This is a genomic window from Dethiosulfovibrio russensis, assembly GCF_021568855.1.
GTDB classification, from domain to species: Bacteria; Synergistota; Synergistia; order Synergistales; family Dethiosulfovibrionaceae; genus Dethiosulfovibrio; species Dethiosulfovibrio russensis.
Genome location: NZ_JAKGUG010000005.1, coordinates 265,768 through 283,834 on the forward strand (window position 1 = coordinate 265,768; position 18,067 = coordinate 283,834).

An 18,067-nucleotide genomic window follows, 5' to 3' on the forward strand; every position below is an offset into this window, starting at 1 on the left:
ACGTGCCCTCCGAGGCGGTCCGTTCGGAACAGGCAGATCGAAAATACGCTCGGGCGAGACAGGGCCCCGTCGGATTCCTCGCCGAGGACTTGTGATAAAGTGACAGGACTACCGAAGAGGAGGAAAACTGCCCATGTTCTTCGCTCAGACACTGTCCCGTCGCCCCTATCTACTGGTATGGGGGGCCTTCGCGGTCCTCGCCGCTCTGCCCTGGATCTACCTCTACTGCCGCAGGAGAAACGGAAGATGACACTGCAATCCCTTCTGTACCGACTGGTGGCCTTCGGAGGCTACGGAATGGCTCTCATCCTGCTGGCCGGTCGAGCGTTCCAGTGGAACGAGACTAGACGATCCTTCTACCTGGGAGGCAGAGGAATAGCCCTTTGGCCCTCTGTGGGCACCTTCGGAGCCACCTGGATGAGCGCGGCGTCACTGTTGGGCTACACGGTGCTGCTGTATCAGGAGGGATACGCCGCCTTCACAGGATCGGTCATAGGGTGGATGCTGGGCCTTCCCTTGCTCCCTCTGGCGGTTATAAGGCTGAGAAAGAGCCGGGCCCTGTCCCTACCTCAGTGGCTGGAGGAGCGTTACTCGGACGACAGGCTCCGATCCCTGTCGGCCCTCTGTCTTCTGGTGGTCTACACTGTCTACCTGATAATACAGTTTAGAGCCTTCGGAGCCATCGTCGGATCCATGCTGGACATAGAGGGCTTCATGGCCTCCATCCTGGTATACCTATTCGTCCTCTACACCACCTTCGGAGGCCTTCCGTCGGTCGTAAGAAGCGACGGCCTCAATCTCATGGTAATAGTGGTCTCAGTCACAGTGGCGGCCTGGAGCATAACATCTCAGACCGGAGGGTTCCCCTCCATACACGAGAGACTGCTGGACCTCAGACCGGAGCTGCTCCAGCCCTGGCCGAAGGAGGGAATCTTGGCCTCCATGACGATGGCCCTGGGCTGGGGACTGGGGGTGGCGGCCAACCCTCAGTACTGCATAAGGATAATATCCTGCAAAGACAGATGGACCGCCTGGCTGACCCTGGCGATAACGTCTCTCACCGTGTCCTGGATCTACATCTGTCTCACCGCCCTGGGGCTGGGGGCCAAGGCCCTCCATCCCTTCGTAACCGGCGGATCCCAGGAGGTGCTGTTCTCCCGTCTCATGGAGGCGGGGCTCTCGCCCCTTCCTCTGGCCCTGTTGATGGTGGGAGTACTCGCCGCCGCCGTCAGCACCGCCAACTCCCAGCTACTGCTGGCCGCCTGCTCTTTCTGTTACGACCTACAGGGAGAGAAACGCATGCCCTCCAAAGACCCCCTGGAGGAAGACGGCTTTCTCTTCAAGAACAGGATCGCGGTGGCGATAATAGCCACAGTGACGCTATTTCTCAGCTACATGCCCCTTCCGGGGATACTCCAGCTCGGTCGCTACAGCTGGAGCATGGTGGCTCTGTGTTTTCTGCTTCCCCTGTACCTTCCCAGAACGAAGGGGCGAAGAGGGCTGTTCGGAGCCATGTCCGCCGCCCTGATCGTCTACAACCTCCTGGTATGGTTTTCCGGCATGTCTCCCGAGACGGCGATGCTGCCGTCCCTGCTGATAGAGGGAATCCTATGGTGGATCCTGGGAGTCAGGCGATGATAGCCCCCGATCTGGAGACCCGGGTAAAGGCGGTCGTCACGGGCCTGACCTTCTGCCTTACACTCGTCCTGATAACCATGTCTCTCTCCATAGACTTTCACGAAACCTACCTGTCCGAACAGGGAAAGATAGACGAGCTGTCCAGTCGATCTAGCGACCTGACGTCCCGACAGGTAATGGAGATCATAGACAGAGAGGGAGAGGCCTGGCGGATAACCTCCGAGGGGGACGGAACCTCCGTGACCACCTCCGACGGAGCGAGCTGGAAGGTGAGCCTGAACGGGAAACACGTTCTGACCTCCATACTGCACAGACGACGACATCTTCTGGTGGCGGGGATGATATGTCTGCTCCTCTCGGCGGAGATGGCCGTCTTTCTGGCCTACTGGCTGACGAGGCCCCTCAAGAGGCTGGCCTGGGGTTGCGCCAAGGTCGGCAGAGGGGACCTATCGGATCTCCCCGTCGAGAGATCCGGATCCTACGAACTGGAGATACTTCAGGAAGCGTTCAACGCGATGGTCAGAGGCCTGAGGGAAAGGCAGAGTCTGGAACGTCGGATCTCCAGGATGGAGAGATTGGCCGCTCTAGGACAGGTGGTGGCCGGAGTATCCCACGAGATAAAGAACCCATTGGCGGCCATGAGGATCCACCTGGACCTTTTGAGCGAATCCAGAAACGGCGAAGAGAAGGACGAGGAATCACTAAAGGTCCTCAGCTCGGAGCTGGACCGACTCAACCGGGTGGTGACACAGCTGCTATCCTTCGCCAGGCCTACCCCGACCGTACCGGGCCCTATAGACCCCAGTGAGCTTTTCCGTTGGTGCCACAGTATGGTGAAGGTTCGACTCTCCCGAAAATCGATCGGCTGGCACGAAACTGTGGACGACGGAACCGAGCTTTGGGGAGACAGAGGACAGATGCAGCAGCTGCTGTTGAACCTTGTGTTGAACGGCATAGAGGCCATGGACGGAGAGGGAGATCTGTACGTTTCCTGCAGTAGTTCCGACGACGGTACGTCTATATCCGTCGAGGACACCGGCGACGGCGTTCCGGACCGTGTGGCGGAGAGGATATTCGACCCCTTCGTGACCTCGAAACCGGACGGCACTGGGCTCGGCCTGTCGATCGTCTACAGGATAGTGGAGGACCACCGAGGAATCATGGACCTGAAGACATCTCCCGATGGGACCAGACTGGACCTCTGGTTCCCCGGTCCGACCGAAAAGGGAAACGAGGAGGATGGGATATGAAAGTCTGGATAATAGAGGACGAAAGAGCCCTGGCCCAGGGGCTCAAGACCGCCTTCGAGAGAAAGGGCTACGAGTCCCGCACAGCATCGGGGCTCAAGGGGCTGAACTCGATGATGGATCAGGAATCCCCGGAGATAGTCTTCCTCGACGTCAGGCTCGACGACGGAGACGGTCTCAAGGGACTTCCCCACATACTTCAGGCGTCTCCGGAGGCCAAGGTGATAGTTATGACAGCCTTCGGCGACTCGGCCCTGGTGGTACGGGCCATAAGGGAGGGAGCCTTCAACTATCTGGACAAACCCTTCCCTCTGGAGGCAGCCATGAACATGGCCCAAAGGGCGTCGGAGGCCATAGCCCTTGCCAGACGGGTCTCCCGGATGGAGACGTCCAGGGCGGTCTCCCTGATAGGCTCGTCCCGAGCGGTGGAAGAGATCGGAGGCTTCGTAGAAAAAGTCTCGAGACACGAAGACGTCAACGTCCTGATAAGGGGAGAAAGCGGCACGGGGAAGGAGGTCGTGGCCAGGATGATCCACGGCGCCTCGGGAAGCTCCGGCGAGTTCGTCGCCATAAACTGCGCCGCCATACCGGAAAGCCTTCTGGAAGCGGAGCTGTTCGGGTCTAGAAAAGGAGCCTACACCGGGGCTTCCGCCGACAAGAGAGGGCTGGTGGAGCTGGCCGACGGAGGCACCCTCTTTCTGGACGAGATAGGAGACATGCCGACCTCGCTCCAGAGCAAGATGCTCCGCTTTCTGGACTCCCGGTCCCTCAGGCCTCTGGGATCCTCCAGGGAAATCCAGGTGTCCCTGAGAGTGGTCTGCGCCACCTGCGCAGATCTGGAGAACAGAATCTCCTCCGGAGCCTTCAGAAAGGACCTGTACTACAGGATAGCCATGCTCCCCATAGAGCTGCCCCCTCTTAGAGAACGAGGCAGAGACGCTCTGGAGCTCCTGGAACACTTCATAGTTCTGTACAGCGACAGGCTCGGGCGGGCACCTCTGATTCCCTCCTCCGACGTAGAGGAAGTCTTTCTGTCCTACAGATGGCCCGGAAACGTCAGAGAACTCAAGAACCTGGTGGAGCGGCTTTTCATACTCAAGGACCAGAGGGACCGCACCATATCTCTGAAGGACCTTCCTCAGGAGATGCTGGACGCCATGCCCACCGACAGGGATGCCGAATCGAGGCACGAGACCGACGGCAGGCCCCTTCAACGACAGCTGGACGACTTTGAAAAAGAGCTTCTGACACAGGCGCTGTCCGACTCGAGAGGCAACAGGACCAGGGCGGCCTCCTCTCTTGGACTGTCTCGATACGCCCTTTTGAGACGACTTCAGAAACATGGCCTGGACTGACAACTCGCCGAGGCTGACCCAGCAGGTAAGGCCCGAGCTGCTCCACCTACCCATCCTTATCCAAAACCTCAGGCTCCTGACCATGCCGGTGCAGGAACTGGTGGACGCGGCCATAGGCGAACTGGCCGACAACCCCCTCTACGAGGTGAGCCCTCCCCGATCCTGGAGGGAGTCGGGTATACTGGACGACCTCCCGGAAGAGCCGTCCCTGGAGGAAGACCTTATCCGTCAGATGGCCCAGTGTCGCCCCCTTCGGGAGGAAAGGGACTCTCTGCCGTATGAACTGGTCCGCTACCTGGATCACAGAGGCTACCTGACCGACGACCAGGAGGCCATTGCCAACCAGCTGGAGCTGACCGCAGAGAGGCTCGACTTCCTGCTGGAGAGAGTCAGAGAGGTAGTAGAGCCCCCTGGACTGTTCGCAAGAGATCTGATCCACTGTCTGTCGCTGCAACTGATCAGATCGGAAAAGGAAGAGTCGGACGGGGCGAAGATCCTTGAGATGGCGGTGGACCTGCTGGGAAAGGGAGACCCCAAAAAAGATGCTATGGAGAGGCTCGGATGGAGCCGAAGCAGATTCGACCGGGCCATGGAGGAACTATCGCGCCTCGACCCAGCCCCGGGGCGCCGCACGGCGGCACAGGCCGTTATCCCCGAGCTGGAGCTCTATCCCGACCCCGACAGACCTGCGGTCGTCCTGGCCGAAAACCTTCCCAGGATATACATGGCCCCTCTGACCTGGGAGGACGACAGGGTGGCATCCATGAAGGACAGAGGACTCAGCATAATTCGATCCATAGCCAGGAGAAACGCTTCCAAGCTATCCCTGGCCATCGAGATAGCGAAAAGACAGAAAAATTACCTCATCTCCCGAGAAGAGGCTCCCTATCCTCTGACCATGACGGAGATGGCCGACAGACTGGACAGATCGGTCTCGACGGTGCAGAGAATCGCCTCCACCACCTGGGCTCTGACCCCGGTGGGGACCGTGCCTCTGGACCGTTTCTTCAGCCGCCCTCTGAGATCCCGTCCAGACATGTCGGTGGCACAGCTGAGGTCGAGGATAGAGGAGGCGAATAGAAGGGGAATATCCGACTCGGAGCTGTCTCGAAACCTGGGAATACCTAGAAGGACAATCTCCTGGCACAGGCACAGACGAAGATAGGACAGACCGGAACGGACGCTTTACAAACCCTCTCTTTGATGTATGATCGAACCATAGAATTTAATCATACGGAAGGATCACGGAGGGTGTCATGAAAAAAGTTTTCATGCTGTATCTGGCGTTATGCCTCGCATCTATTTCGAGTTTTGCCTCCCCCTCTCCAGGTCAGACAAGGGGAGACCCCTACCTGGAGGGCAAAAAAGTGCTGATGATAAGCTCTTACCATCCGGGTTTCACTACCTTCTTCCCACAGGTAGAAGGTGTCAAGTCCGTGTTGGACCCGGAAAGGATAGCCCTGGACGTCGAATTCATGGACACCAAAAGGTTCGACGACGAGGAAAACCTGGCGAGATTCCGCTCTCTCATCGAGGCAAAACTTGACCAACTTCCCCGGTACGATGCGGTCCTTACAGCGGACGACGCCGCTTTGAGGTTCGCCCTGGAGCACGGAAAAAAACTTTTCCCGGATACTCCAATGGTGTTCTGCGGGGTCAACGACATAGACCTGGCCTCGAGGCAAAACTCCGACCCCCTGGTCACAGGGGTAGTCGAGGACGTCTCCATGAGGGGTACGCTGGAACTGATCAAACTCCTACAGCCAGAGGTCAAGGAGATCGTGGCCATATCGGACGGAACCGTATCGGGAGTAGCGGACGCCAGGAAATTCCGCTCCATAGGCTTCGCCCTGGAAGGGGTAGAGTTCTCTCTTATCTCCCTCAAGGACCTGTCCTGGAAAGAAGCCCGCGAAAGGCTGAAATCCTTCGACGACGAGGCAGCGGCCTTGCTCTTGTCTGCTTACCTCGACTACGAGGGAATCTCCAAATCCTTCGAGGAGGGCCTTGAATACCTCACGGACGGACTGAATATTCCCGTTTACCACCTCTGGGCCCACGGCATAGGGAAGGGCCTGTTGGGCGGACGGATAATCTCCCAGAAAGAGCAGGGCCGAAACGCCGCCAAGATGGTCGTCCAGATACTTAAGGGAACCTCTCCGAAGGATATACCGGTACTCACGGAGAGCCCTAACAGCTACCTATTCGACCACGCCCAGCTCGAACGTTTCGACATCCCATCCTACAGGCTGCCTGAAGACTCCATCGTCATCGGAAAACCCGTTCCGTTTTATGAATGCGAGCCCATCGTGTTCTGGGCGATTCTAGGATTTGCCGGTCTACTAACCCCTATCTCGCTTCTAACCACCTATCTGTTTCTAAAAGGCAAAAAGGACTCACTAGCTCTGAGGGAAAGCGAAAAACGATACAGATCACTCATAAAGAACGCCTCGGAGGGAATACTGGTGACGGCCCTGCCGGACAGAGAGATACTGTACGCTAACCCTGCCATGACCGAGATGTTGGGCTACCCCTACATGGGAATAAGGGGCAAAAACGAATCCGAGATCCACCCCGACCGCTCAGCCGGAGTCGACCCTCACGGCAAGCCCGGCAAAGCAGAGATCGACTTCATGAGATCCGACGGATCGGTATTCGTCGCCGAGGAAAACTGGACCAAGATAGCCGTCGACGGCAAACCCGCCCTTCTGGGATTCGTGACTGACGTCACGGAGAGACGCAGGATCGACGAGGAACTGAGAAAACACAGAGAAGAACTGGAACGGACGGTAAAGGAGAGGACTGCGGAGCTCGAGCAAGCCAAGGTGGACGCGCTGTCTCTGGCCGCCAGAGCTCAAGAAGAGAACAGAAAAGCCAACGAGACCCTGGAGAAACTGGCCAGATCGGAAAAGATGATCATAGACGCCAAGGACGCCGCCGACGAGGCCAACAGGGCCAAAAGCGACTTTCTGGCTACCATGAGCCACGAGATAAGGACCCCTCTCAACGCCATCATAGGGCTCAGCCAACTCCTGTTAAGGGAGGATCTCTCGGAGAGACACAGAGACAGGATAGCCAAGATAGACTCGTCCGGCAAGACACTGCTGGCCATAATAGACGATATATTGGACTTCTCGAAGATAGAGGCGGACAAGCTCGAGATAGAGAGGATCCCCTTCTCCCTGGAGAGAATTGTCTCCGAGACGGTGGACGCTTTCTCACTGGAGGCGGAAAGAAAACGGGTGGAATTACACATGGAGATCTCTCCGGACCTTCCGTCGTCCGTTCTGGGAGATCCCTTCAGGATAAGACAGATACTGAACAACCTCATCAGCAACGCCATCAAGTTCACCGAAGAGGGAGACATAATCGTATCCCTAAGACAGGGCAGCCGATACGAGGACAAGATGGAGCTGATATTCTCCGTCTCCGACACAGGGATCGGCATGACGGACGAACAGCTGAAGCGAATTTTCGACCCATTCATACAGGCCGACAGCTCTACCACCAGGAAATACAGGGGAACGGGCCTCGGCCTCTCCATATCCCATAAATTATGCAAGCTCATGGGAGGGAATATAAGGGCAGAGAGCCGTCTCGGAGAGGGCAGCGCTTTCACATTCTCCATCACGGTAGGCATCATGGACGGAGAGAACAGAACGATATACAGACCTCAGGATAAAACCCTGTCGGCATTGACGAACCTGAGAATACTCGTCGTGGACGACAACCCCATAGCGAGAAAGATCCTCCGGGAGATGCTAAGGTCCATGGCCTTCGACGTTGAGACGGTCTCCTCCGGAGAGGACGCTATAGCCAGACTTAAAGCCTCCGAAGAGGAGGGCCTCTCCTTCGACATAGTGATAATGGACTGGAAGATGCCCCGGATGGACGGAATAGAGACAGCCATAAAAATCTCGGAATCCGGGTTGAACGAATCTCCGAGGCTTCTCATGGTGACAGGTCATCGTAGAGCCGAGATACTGGAAAAGGCCAGATCGTCTGGATTCATCGACGTCCTGTCCAAGCCTGTCCAGCCCTCTTCCCTGTTGGACTCCATAATGGAGTCCATATCGAAAGGACACCCCGACAAAACCTACGGCAACGATGCAGGACCGACGGACTTTATCGAGGAAAAACTCCGGGGAGCCAAGATCCTCGTAGTGGAGGACAACGATCTGAACCTGGAGGTCGCCACCGGAATTCTTCAACAAGCGGGAGCGATGGTGATACCCGCTAAGAACGGACGAAAAGCGGTCGAGAGCTTCTCGAAAGACCACTTAGACCTGATACTCATGGACGTTCAGATGCCGGAGATGGACGGTTTCGAGGCAACAGAGATAATCAGAGAAAAAGAAAGCGAGGAGAAGAAACGGAAGAGAACCCCCATCGTGGCCATGACAGCCCATGCCATGTCGGGAGACAGAGAGAGATGCATAGAGGCAGGCATGGACGACTACGTCACCAAGCCCATAGATCGGGATATACTGATAGACACGTCCTGCCGGTGGATATTCGGAAAATCTTTTAAAGGAAGGGACTATCCCACCGCCCCTGCCGACGAAAAGATCCCGGAGAAACTCCGGATAAAGGGAATAGACCCAGAGATGGGAATATATCGGACGGGATCGGACCTAGAGGGATACGTTCGATTCCTCCGAAAGTTCGTGGAACAATTCCACGACACCGCCTCCGACGTAGCGAAAGCCATCGACGCCGACGATGACGGAAGAGCCGCCTGGGAACTTCACTCCCTAAAGGGCACCGCCGGCAACCTAGGACTGATAGAGCTCCAGGAGATATCGGAACTGCTGGAATCGGCGGTCCGAAAGGATAGGGAAAACATACCACCCGTACTTGAGGCTTTCGAAAAGGTACATAGAAGAACGCTGGAGGATCTACAGAAGGCAATACCCTCTGAAACGGAAGAGGGTAAGAAGAGAAACGACCGAAACGCCTCGACCGACGGAGCATCGAGGATAGAGGATCTGAAATCGCTGCTCGACAGGAGACAGCCTCAACCGGCCCTCTCCATACTGGAGGAAACCGTCTGGCCCGAAGAGATAAAGGAGGAGATCGAAAGGATATCGAGTGCCGTAAAGAGATATCGTTTCGAAGATGCCATTCCCATTGCTGAAAGGCTGAGCAAAAAGCTCGAGGCTATCTCTGAAGGAGGGCTCCCATGATCGACAACAGAAAGACCCTTTTGGTTGTAGACGACAGGGAGATAAACATAGACATAATGCTCTCATTCCTGTCCGATGAATACCAGATAAGCGTCGCCATGGACGGAGAGACTGCGCTGAGCCTGGCCCGGGAGGTCCATCCCAACCTGATTCTACTGGATGTCATGCTTCCAGACCTGGACGGTTTCGAGGTATGCAGACGACTTAAAACCGACGGGAAGACCGATCGAATACCGGTAATCTTCGTGACTTCCCTCAACCAGGAGATGGACGAAGCCCGAGGGTTGGAACTGGGCGCGGTGGACTACATAACCAGGCCCTTCAGCCCTCCTCTCGTGATGGCCAGGATAAGAAACCATCTGGAACTGGAAAGACATCGAAACAACCTGGAAAGGCTGGTCAGGGAGAGGACAAAGGATCTTCAGATAGCTCAGCTTGCCTCGGTCCACTGTATGGCGACTCTAGCCGAGGCGAGAGATCACGACACCGGAGCCCATATACAGAGAACTAGAAAATACGTCTTGCTCCTAGGCAACGACCTTGCGAAAACAAACAGGAGAGATAGACGGATCACGGAAAGAGAGGTCGACCTAATGGCCCAGACGTCTCCCCTACACGACGTGGGGAAGATCGGCCTACCGGACAAAATCCTGTTGAAACCGGGTAAACTAACTCCCAAGGAGTTCGACGAGATGAAACGACACACCATATACGGTGGAGACATCCTACGAAACGTCGAGAGAGAGATGGGCTCCGTGCCTTTTCTGGTTATGGCCAGGGAAATAGCGGAAAATCATCACGAAAAATGGGATGGCTCTGGCTATCCCAGAGGCCTGTCCGGACCACAGATACCGCTCTCTGCCAGGATAATGGCCGTCGCCGACGTGTACGACGCACTGAGAAGCTCCCGCCCCTACAAGGAAGCTTTCTCTCACGAAAAAGCGGTATCCATAATGACCGATGGGTCGGAGGGGCATTTCGACCCAGTCCTGATAGAGAGATTTCTCGAGTTGCAAGATCAGTTCGACAGGGTCTCCAGACAGACGAAATAGTTTCGGCCCCCCGACCACAGCACCGACCGTGCGAAAACCGCACGGTCGGTGCGCTTTTCGCACCCACTCCAGTCGAACGGACCCCGGGCACACAAAGTAGAAGACAGCACAAACGCTGGAATAGCCGCATTTTTCCATCTTGAGAAAAAAGTAGCATCTGGCAACTTTTTTGCTTTTACCCCTATAGAGAGCCATCATCTTTATATCGGAGGTGCTTTTATGTCCACGGAAAAGATCACTTTAGGAGACGAAAAGGCGAAACAGGGCAGCACTTTAAGCGTGCTGATGGGGGCAGCCTTCCTCATGGCCACATCCGCCATAGGGCCGGGATTCTTGACCCAGACGGCGGTGTTCACGGAGAAAATGCAGCTGGCCTTCGCCTTCGCCATTCTGGCGTCGGTGCTGATCGACATAGTGGTCCAGATGAACATATGGAGGATACTGGCCGTATCGGGAATGAGGGCCCAAGACGTGGCGAACAAAGTGCTCCCGGGCCTGGGATATTTCATAGCCTTCGCCGTAGCCCTGGGCGGTCTGGTGTTCAACATAGGCAACGTAGGAGGGGCGGCCATGGGAGTCAACGTCCTGACCGGCCTTCCCATACCGGTCGGAGCTAGTATCAGCGCCCTCATAGCCATCTTCATCTTCCTCCGCAAGGAGATGGGGAACGCAATGGACAAGTTCACCCAGATCTTGGGTTTCGTTATGATAGCCATGGTGCTGTTCATGGTCTTCAGGACCCATCCTCCCGTAGGAGCCGCCCTTAAAGAGGCCGTGTTACCCTCACATATCGACTGGATGATCGTCCTCACCCTTGTCGGAGGAACCGTCGGAGGATACATCTCCTTCGCCGGAGCCCACAGGATAATAGACGCCGGCCTCACCGGCGAGGAGAACATCGGGGCCATAAGCAAGGGATCCATCAACGCCGTCGCAATAACCGGCATCATGAGGTTCCTTCTCTTCCTGGCGATCCTGGGAGTCGTCATGATGGGGCACCCCCTCGACCCGACCAATCCCCCCGCATCGGCTTTCCAGATTGGAGCGGGAGACCTGGGCTACAAGATCTTCGGAATAATCCTCTGGGCCGCCGGGATCACCTCTGTCATAGGGGCCTCCTACACGTCCATATCCTTCCTCAGGACCCTCTTCAAATCGGTAGGCGATCACTACAGGGCCTGGATGATAGGGTTCATAGTGTTCTCCACCGCCATACTCGCTACGATAGGCAAACCGGTCGCCCTTCTTATCTTCGCCGGATCGATCAACGGTCTCATACTGCCTCTGGCCCTGATATCGGTGCTTCTTGCGGCGCATAGAAAGGACATCGTAGGAACCTACAGACACCCCATGTGGATGTCCATCATAGGCTACGTCATGGCGGCCTTCACCATGTGGATGGGGGTCAAATCACTCAGCAAGATTATGGCGCTGTTCTCATGATAGGACTCAATCGACCGTAAGACTATAATGAAGCCGGGAGCCTACGACGCTCCCGGCCACGTCGATTAGGAGGGAACGCCGATGAAAGAGACAGAACCAAAGATACGGCCAGCCGGAGACTCCTGCCTGGTCGTCGATTTCGGAAACGCCATAGCCCTGGAGATAAACGCCAAGGTACAGACCCTTAGATCCAATCTGGAGGCCCGTCCCGTTCCGGGCATCATGGAGCTCATGCCCACATATCGATCTCTCGCCGTCTATTTCGATCCGATGGAGACGAATCTGGAGGGGCTTCGAGAGACCATATCGGCCGAAATAGGATCGATAGACGAGCAAGTCGAGATAGGATCCAAAGAGGCCGTCATTCCGGTATGCTACGGCGGCGAATACGGTCCGGATCTCGAATCGGTGGCGAAACACCACGGGATATCCGAGGAAGAGGTCATACGCCGTCACTGCTCCAACAGCTGCTACTGCTACATGCTGGGCTTCACCCCCGGATTCTCCTATCTGGGAGGAATGGACGAATCCATAGCCACCCCCAGGTTGGAGACCCCCAGAGAGCTGATACCGGCTGGCAGCGTCGGCATAGCGGGCAAGCAGACCGGGATCTACCCCATAGACAGCCCCGGAGGCTGGCAGCTTATAGGGCGCACTCCCCTGGTGATGTACGACCCGGCCAGAGAGCCCGCCACCCTTCTCGACGCAGGGCTCTGGATTCGATTCCGCCCGGTCCAAAAGGACGAATATCTGGACATCAGGGAAAAGGCAATTAAAAACGCCTATGAGCTGGAGATAGTCGAGAAGGGAGATGGGACACTATGAAGCTGCTCGTCCGATCTCCAGGCATATTGACCACCGTGCAGGACCTGGGCAGATGGGGACATCAGGCCATAGGCATGCCGGTCGCCGGAGCGATGGACCCAATGGCGCTTCGCAGAGGAAACATCATGGTCCACAACGACCCCGGAGCTGCCGCCCTGGAGATAACCGTCGTAGGGCCGAAATTGGCGGTTCAGGGAAGTGGAATCGTGGCCCTCGCCGGAGGAGACCTGGGCATGATGGTCAACGGAACCCACGTACAACCCTGGACGACCGTCGCGGTAAAGGACGGCGACGTCGTCTCCTTCTCCGGGATGAAAGACGGCCTGTGCAGAGGCTATCTATGCGTAGCCGGAGGAATAGACATACCGCCTCTCATGGGAAGCCGCTCCACCTACCTGAGGGGTAAGATAGGCGGCCTCCAGGGCAGAGCCCTCAAGGCCGGAGACGAGCTGGAAACAGGCTCTCCCTACATCCTAGGGAAGAGATGCATCGGCTTCGTGTGTCCCGAAGATCTCAGGCCGGACTACTCCCCCTCCCGCCGAATGGACGTGGTTCCCGGCCCTCAGGACGACCTCTTCACCGACGAGGGAATAAAGACCTTCCTATCCGAGGAATACGTCGTCTCCGCCGCCGCGGACCGCATGGGCTACCGCATGGAGGGACCGACCATAGAACACGTCGACGGGGCGGATATAGTCTCCGACGCCATATGTCTAGGGGCGGTCCAGGTTCCGGGACACGGTCAACCGATCGTCATGATGGCGGACAGACAGACCACCGGGGGCTACACGAAGATAGCGGTCCTCACTGCCAACTCGGTGGCCAGACTGGCCCAGAGGCTCCCGGGACAACCGGTACGTTTCTCCGCCATGAGCCAGGATCAGGCCATAATCGAGGCCAGAGAGGAAAGAGGTCGACTGGAATCCCTCAGACTGGCCCTCGAAGGCTGGATAGCCGATCCGGCGAGAGACGAAAAGGAACTGGTCGAACCGGCAACGGAGGGACAATGTCGCATCACCGTCGACGGCGAAACCTACGAGGTCCAATGGGAGAAAATCTAGAGGAGGCATGACGTAGATGTACAAGATAGATCTGAACAGCGATCTGGGCGAAAGCTTCGGCGCCTACACCATGGGAAGGGACGGCCAGGTTCTGGACAGCGTCTCCTCCGCCAATGTGGCCTGCGGCTTTCACGCAGGAGACCCGTCGGTCATGGTCGAGACGGTGAAGATGGCCTCGTCCAGAGGCGTCGCCATAGGGGCCCATCCGGGCTACCCCGACCTGGTCGGATTCGGACGGAGAAACCTGAAGTGCACTCCCGACCAGGTCTACGCCGACTGCCTCTACCAGATAGGGGCCATTTCCGCGACCTGCAGGGCTACGGGAACCTCGCTACAGCACGTCAAACCCCACGGAGCCATGTACAACACCGCAGCCAAGGATCTAGAGATGGCCAGAGCCATAGCCGGTGCCGTGAAGGACGGAGGGGATAACCTGATCCTCATGGGACTGTCGGGATCGCTGTTCCAGAAGGCGGCGGAGGAAACGGGAGTTCCCTTCGCTTCGGAGGCCTTCGCCGATCGAGCCTACATGGCCGACGGAACCCTCGTCCCCAGGAGCATGGAGGGAGCGGTTATACACGACCCCGACGAGGCGGCGTCCAGGGTGGTCAGGATGATAAAAGAGGGCATCGTCACGACCCTGGCCGGAGAGGATATAGAGCTTCGCCCCCACTCGATCTGTCTGCACGGCGACACCGCCGAGGCGGTGGAGATGTCCAGAGAGCTCAGGAAGACGCTGGAGGCGGAGGGAATAGAGATAGCCAATCTCAGGGAGGTGCTGAAACTATGAAAGCCACGGACTACAGCGGATCGACGCCTCAAGAGGTCAGGGAGATAATCAGAAAAGGGGAATGGACCAAGCCCACCCCGGGAATGTGCAAGGGAAGGGTTCAGGCCAATCTGATAGTCCTCCCCAAGGACTGGGCCTACGACTTTCTCGTCTTCGCCCAGAGAAACCCGACCCCCTGCCCCATACTGGACATCACCGAACCGGGCGACACCGAGGCCAGGATAATGGCCCCCGGCTCGGATATATCCAGAGATATTCCGAGATACGTGGTCTGGGAAAACGGCGTCAATATCGACGAACCCACCGACGTAAGCTCCTACTGGCGGGACGACCTGGTCGGCTTCCTTCTGGGCTGCTCCTTCTCCTTCGAGAGCGCCCTCATGGAGGCGAATATTCCGATAAGGCACATCGAGGAAAACCGCAACGTCCCCATGTACATCACCTCCATGAAGTGCCGTCCGGCCGGTCGGCTGTCTGGGCCTATGGTGGTCAGCATGAGGCCCATCCCGGCGAGACAGGTTCCCAAGGCGGTTCTGTGCACAGGACGCTTCCCGGGAGTACACGGAGCCCCGGTTCACGTAGGAGACCCTGAGGCGATAGGGATAAAGGACATCTCCAAACCCGACTTCGGCGACTCGGTCACGATCCGTCCCGGCGAGGTCCCGGTCTTCTGGGGATGCGGCGTGACGCCCCAGGCGGCGCTGATGGCCAGCAAACCTCCCTTCGCGATAACCCACGCTCCGGGGCACATGATGATACTGGACCCCAAGGACGCCGATCTGGCGGTGTTCTGATCTCTCGAAAACGCTCCTAAAGAGGGACCTCCTTTGCGAGGTTCCTCTTTTTTGTCAAAAAAAGATAAAGAGTATCATTTTGATAATACAAAATTTCAAATATATCGAAATAGATTATCTTGCTTGATATCCTCAGCAAATAAACCTATACTGAAAGATAGTTTCAATTCTATCGGGAAGGGAATGGTGCCATGATGGGGTTTAACGAACTCATATCCGCCTTGTCCAACTGGCTTTGGGGATGGCCCATGCGGATACTCCTGTTCGGAGGGGGCGTCTGGCTGACGGTCTCCCTCGGCTTCTTTCAGTTCAAGTACTGTCGCAGAATACTGAGAGAGACCTTCGGAAAGATCTTCTCCTCCAAAAAGGACGGAGAGGGAACCATATCGCCGTTTCAGGCCACTACTGCGGCCCTGGCCTCGACGGTCGGAGCGGCCAACATAATAGGGGTATCGGTGGCAGTGGCCTTCGGTGGCCCAGGGGCGATCTTTTGGATGTGGGTAGTAGCGGCCATAGGCTGTGCATCCAAATTCTCCGAGATAGCCCTGGGAGTCCATTACAGGGAAAAAAACGCCAGAGGAGAGTTCGTCGGAGGCCCCATGTACTACCTGAAGAAAGGCGTCGGAGGAAGGATCGGCAGATGGCTCAGCCTGATATTCTCCTTCTGTCTGATGCTGGAGATCATACCGTCCATAGCCACCCAGTCCCTTTCGGTGGTTCGATCGGTTAACGAGTTAGGAGTGTCCAGCATAGCAGCAGGAACGGTACTGGCCGTGCTGGTTGGACTGGTCGTCTTCGGAGGAATCACCAGGATAGGGAAGGTGGCCGAGGTCATGGTTCCAGCCATGGCCGTATGCTTCATAATCGGCGCCCTGATGGTGCTGGCGGTCAACCTGTCCAAGATACCCGAGGCCCTGTCTCTGATATTCCGTTCGGCCTTCACCCCTGCCGCCTCGATAGGCGGATTCGGCGGTGCCGGGATAATAGCGACGCTGCGATGGGGAATCGCCAGAGGAACCTACTCCAACGAGGCCGGGATGGGGACCGCTCCGGTAGCCCACAGCACTGCCGTAACCGACCATCCCTGTAGACAGGCCTGCTGGGGCATATTCGAGATCGTGGCCGACACTATGATCATATGCACCGTAACGGGACTGGCCATAATAGTGTCCGGAGCCTGGACCGCCTTGCCGGCGAAGGACGCGGCCACCATGCCTCTCTACGCTTTCTCCTCCGTCTTCGGCGACAAAATAGGCTCTACGGCTATATCCATATCCCTGACTCTTTTCGTAATATCGACCATAATAACCCTGGTGTACTACGGAGAAAAACAGGCCGAATTCCTCTTCGGGTATCGATTCAGCCTCTTCATGAGGACCGTCTACGTCGCCGCCATCTTCTGGGGAGCCCTGGGAGGCCTGTCGTCCCTCTTCTACGTTCTGGACATACTGCTGGCCATGGTGATAATTCCCAACATGATCGGCCTTCTGACCCTCACTCCGGAAATCAAAAAGCTCAAAAACGACTACTTCTCCGGAGCCATGAGATGGAGGGAAGGGAAATTTTCCTAGCCCAAGACCCCACTTGACATGAGGTAAAAGCTTGTCTATATTTAAATTTAGAGTTATATAGACCTGCTGTGTCATCACATCTAGGTCCTTAAAGGATCTAAAAATCGAATAAGCTCAGTTTTCTAGGGTTCCGCGACCTTCGGTCGGCAGGTCCGAGAGAAAACGCACGACTCGTCGTGTACACGGAAGGATAAAAGCCTGGGAGATTCGGTCCCCAGGCTTTTTTTATACCCGCAAAAGGAGGTTAATCCAAATGAAAAAGTTTATCGTAGAGGACGACTTTAGGCAGGTCTTCCCCGATTCTGTCATAGGAGTCGTGGTCTGCCGCGGCCTGGACAACTCGATCAGGGATGAAGAGGAATACCGGGAGATGCTCAAAGAGGCGGAAAGGGAGGCACTCAAACACCTGACGGAGAGCGAGTTCTCCGAAAACGGCCCCGTGAAGGCATGGAGAGAGGCCTTCAGGAAGTTCAAGACCAAGAAGGGGGCCAGATCGTCCATCGAGGCACTGCTGAAAAGGGTCCAGAAGGGACAGGAACTGAGGACCATAAACCCTCTGGTGGACATCTACAACTCCATCTCTCTGAGATACGGTCTACCCTGCGGAGGCGAGGACATAGACACCTTCGTGGGCAACATAAAACTGACCAAGGCGATCGGCGACGAGGATTTCATCGTTCTCGGAGAGGACAAGTCGTCCCCTCCCTACGAGGGAGAGATCGTCTATAAAGACGACCTAGGCGCCATCTGCCGTTGCTGGAACTGGAGGGAGTCGGTCCGCACCATGTTGACCGACAAGACGAAGAACGCCTTTCTATGTATCGAGCTGGTTGACGACTCCAGGAAAAACGACCTCGAAAAAGCCCTGAGAGAACTGGCCGATATGGTCAAAGAGAAGCTGGGCGGCACCTGCGAGACCTCGATTTTAGACGGTGAAAACGGGGAAGCCGCGATAGAGCCTTAAGGGCATCTCTAAAAACGTCACTCCTCGGAGAGGCCGTTTCGGCGGAGCCCATTCGAGCCCGTATTTCCGACCTGCCGTCGTGTAGTACGGATGGGGCGACAGGACGTCGCCCCAAGCCGAGGGGGCACAGGACGTGCCCTCCGA

The 18,067-nt window shown here is 56.6% G+C and carries 13 protein-coding genes and 1 riboswitch; all 13 genes read left to right on the forward strand.

All coding sequences use genetic code 11. The features are described 5' to 3' along the window. Positions 1 to 246 precede the first annotated feature (246 nt). The 13 genes from L2W48_RS07865 (at position 247) to L2W48_RS07925 (ending at position 17,923) form a co-directional block, all read left to right on the forward strand. Entirely contained in the window at positions 247 to 1,638 is a 1,392-nt protein-coding gene (locus L2W48_RS07865) for a sodium:solute symporter family protein (RefSeq protein ID WP_236099273.1), read from the forward strand. Beyond that, positions 1,611 to 2,888 (forward strand): sensor histidine kinase, encoded by a 1,278-nt coding sequence (locus L2W48_RS07870; protein ID WP_236099272.1) that lies wholly within the window; start codon positions 1,611 to 1,613, stop codon positions 2,886 to 2,888. The genes L2W48_RS07865 and L2W48_RS07870 overlap by 28 nt, the downstream gene beginning before the upstream one ends. Next, positions 2,885 to 4,240: a sigma-54-dependent transcriptional regulator gene (locus L2W48_RS07875; RefSeq protein WP_236099271.1), complete on the forward strand. Its 1,356-nt coding sequence runs from the start codon at positions 2,885 to 2,887 to the stop codon at positions 4,238 to 4,240. Before L2W48_RS07870 ends, L2W48_RS07875 begins: the two co-directional genes overlap by 4 nt. Further along, positions 4,227 to 5,405: an RNA polymerase factor sigma-54 gene (locus L2W48_RS07880; RefSeq protein WP_236099270.1), complete on the forward strand. Its 1,179-nt coding sequence runs from the start codon at positions 4,227 to 4,229 to the stop codon at positions 5,403 to 5,405. Before L2W48_RS07875 ends, L2W48_RS07880 begins: the two co-directional genes overlap by 14 nt. A 208-nt stretch (positions 5,406 to 5,613) precedes the next feature. After that, positions 5,614 to 9,423 carry an ABC transporter substrate binding protein gene (locus tag L2W48_RS07885; protein ID WP_236099388.1) on the forward strand — a complete coding sequence of 1,270 codons (3,810 nt, stop codon included), beginning with the start codon at positions 5,614 to 5,616 and terminating at the stop codon, positions 9,421 to 9,423. Continuing rightward, entirely contained in the window at positions 9,420 to 10,475 is a 1,056-nt protein-coding gene (locus L2W48_RS07890; RefSeq protein ID WP_236099269.1) for an HD domain-containing phosphohydrolase, read from the forward strand. Before L2W48_RS07885 ends, L2W48_RS07890 begins: the two co-directional genes overlap by 4 nt. Positions 10,476 to 10,694: 219 nt before the next feature. After that, complete coding sequence (locus tag L2W48_RS07895) at positions 10,695 to 11,918, forward strand: NRAMP family divalent metal transporter (RefSeq protein ID WP_236099268.1); 1,224 nt, start codon at positions 10,695 to 10,697, stop codon at positions 11,916 to 11,918. An 81-nt stretch (positions 11,919 to 11,999) separates the two neighbouring features. Next, positions 12,000 to 12,743, forward strand: a complete 744-nt coding sequence (gene pxpB / locus L2W48_RS07900) for a 5-oxoprolinase subunit PxpB (RefSeq protein ID WP_236099267.1) — start codon at positions 12,000 to 12,002, stop codon at positions 12,741 to 12,743. Next, a complete protein-coding gene (locus L2W48_RS07905; RefSeq protein ID WP_236099266.1) occupies positions 12,740 to 13,804 on the forward strand; it encodes a 5-oxoprolinase subunit C family protein in 1,065 nt (354 codons plus the stop codon). The genes pxpB and L2W48_RS07905 overlap by 4 nt, the downstream gene beginning before the upstream one ends. 16 nt (positions 13,805 to 13,820) lie before the next feature. After that, positions 13,821 to 14,594 (forward strand): LamB/YcsF family protein, encoded by a 774-nt coding sequence (locus tag L2W48_RS07910; protein ID WP_236099265.1) that lies wholly within the window; start codon positions 13,821 to 13,823, stop codon positions 14,592 to 14,594. Further along, the gene (locus L2W48_RS07915; RefSeq protein WP_236099264.1) at positions 14,591 to 15,388 is read left to right on the forward strand and encodes a putative hydro-lyase; all 798 of its coding nucleotides are present in this window, start codon (positions 14,591 to 14,593) and stop codon (positions 15,386 to 15,388) included. Before L2W48_RS07910 ends, L2W48_RS07915 begins: the two co-directional genes overlap by 4 nt. Before the next feature lie 191 nt (positions 15,389 to 15,579). Beyond that, positions 15,580 to 16,959, forward strand: a complete 1,380-nt coding sequence (locus L2W48_RS07920) for an alanine/glycine:cation symporter family protein (protein WP_236099263.1) — start codon at positions 15,580 to 15,582, stop codon at positions 16,957 to 16,959. A 111-nt stretch (positions 16,960 to 17,070) separates the two neighbouring features. Next, positions 17,071 to 17,166, forward strand: a riboswitch (guanidine-I (ykkC/yxkD leader). Positions 17,167 to 17,212: 46 nt separating this feature from the next. Continuing rightward, a complete protein-coding gene (locus L2W48_RS07925) occupies positions 17,213 to 17,923 on the forward strand; it encodes a B3/B4 domain-containing protein (protein ID WP_236099262.1) in 711 nt (236 codons plus the stop codon). Positions 17,924 to 18,067: the final 144 nt, after the last annotated feature.

Excerpts from the sequence above, each read along its gene's own strand:
- L2W48_RS07875 (WP_236099271.1), top strand. The coding sequence starts at position 2,885 with ATGAAAGTCTGGATAATAGAGGACGAAAGAGCCCTGGCCCAGGGGCTC.
- L2W48_RS07910 (WP_236099265.1), top strand. The coding sequence starts at position 13,821 with ATGTACAAGATAGATCTGAACAGCGATCTGGGCGAAAGCTTCGGCGCC.
- L2W48_RS07925 (WP_236099262.1), top strand. The coding sequence starts at position 17,213 with ATGAAAAAGTTTATCGTAGAGGACGACTTTAGGCAGGTCTTCCCCGAT.
- L2W48_RS07905 (WP_236099266.1), top strand. The coding sequence starts at position 12,740 with ATGAAGCTGCTCGTCCGATCTCCAGGCATATTGACCACCGTGCAGGAC.
- L2W48_RS07895 (WP_236099268.1), top strand. The coding sequence starts at position 10,695 with ATGTCCACGGAAAAGATCACTTTAGGAGACGAAAAGGCGAAACAGGGC.
- L2W48_RS07880 (WP_236099270.1), top strand. The coding sequence starts at position 4,227 with ATGGCCTGGACTGACAACTCGCCGAGGCTGACCCAGCAGGTAAGGCCC.
- L2W48_RS07885 (WP_236099388.1), top strand. The coding sequence starts at position 5,614 with ATGATAAGCTCTTACCATCCGGGTTTCACTACCTTCTTCCCACAGGTA.
- L2W48_RS07920 (WP_236099263.1), top strand. The coding sequence starts at position 15,580 with ATGATGGGGTTTAACGAACTCATATCCGCCTTGTCCAACTGGCTTTGG.
- pxpB (WP_236099267.1), top strand. The coding sequence starts at position 12,000 with ATGAAAGAGACAGAACCAAAGATACGGCCAGCCGGAGACTCCTGCCTG.
- L2W48_RS07890 (WP_236099269.1), top strand. The coding sequence starts at position 9,420 with ATGATCGACAACAGAAAGACCCTTTTGGTTGTAGACGACAGGGAGATA.
- L2W48_RS07915 (WP_236099264.1), top strand. The coding sequence starts at position 14,591 with ATGAAAGCCACGGACTACAGCGGATCGACGCCTCAAGAGGTCAGGGAG.
- L2W48_RS07865 (WP_236099273.1), top strand. The coding sequence starts at position 247 with ATGACACTGCAATCCCTTCTGTACCGACTGGTGGCCTTCGGAGGCTAC.
- L2W48_RS07870 (WP_236099272.1), top strand. The coding sequence starts at position 1,611 with ATGGTGGATCCTGGGAGTCAGGCGATGATAGCCCCCGATCTGGAGACC.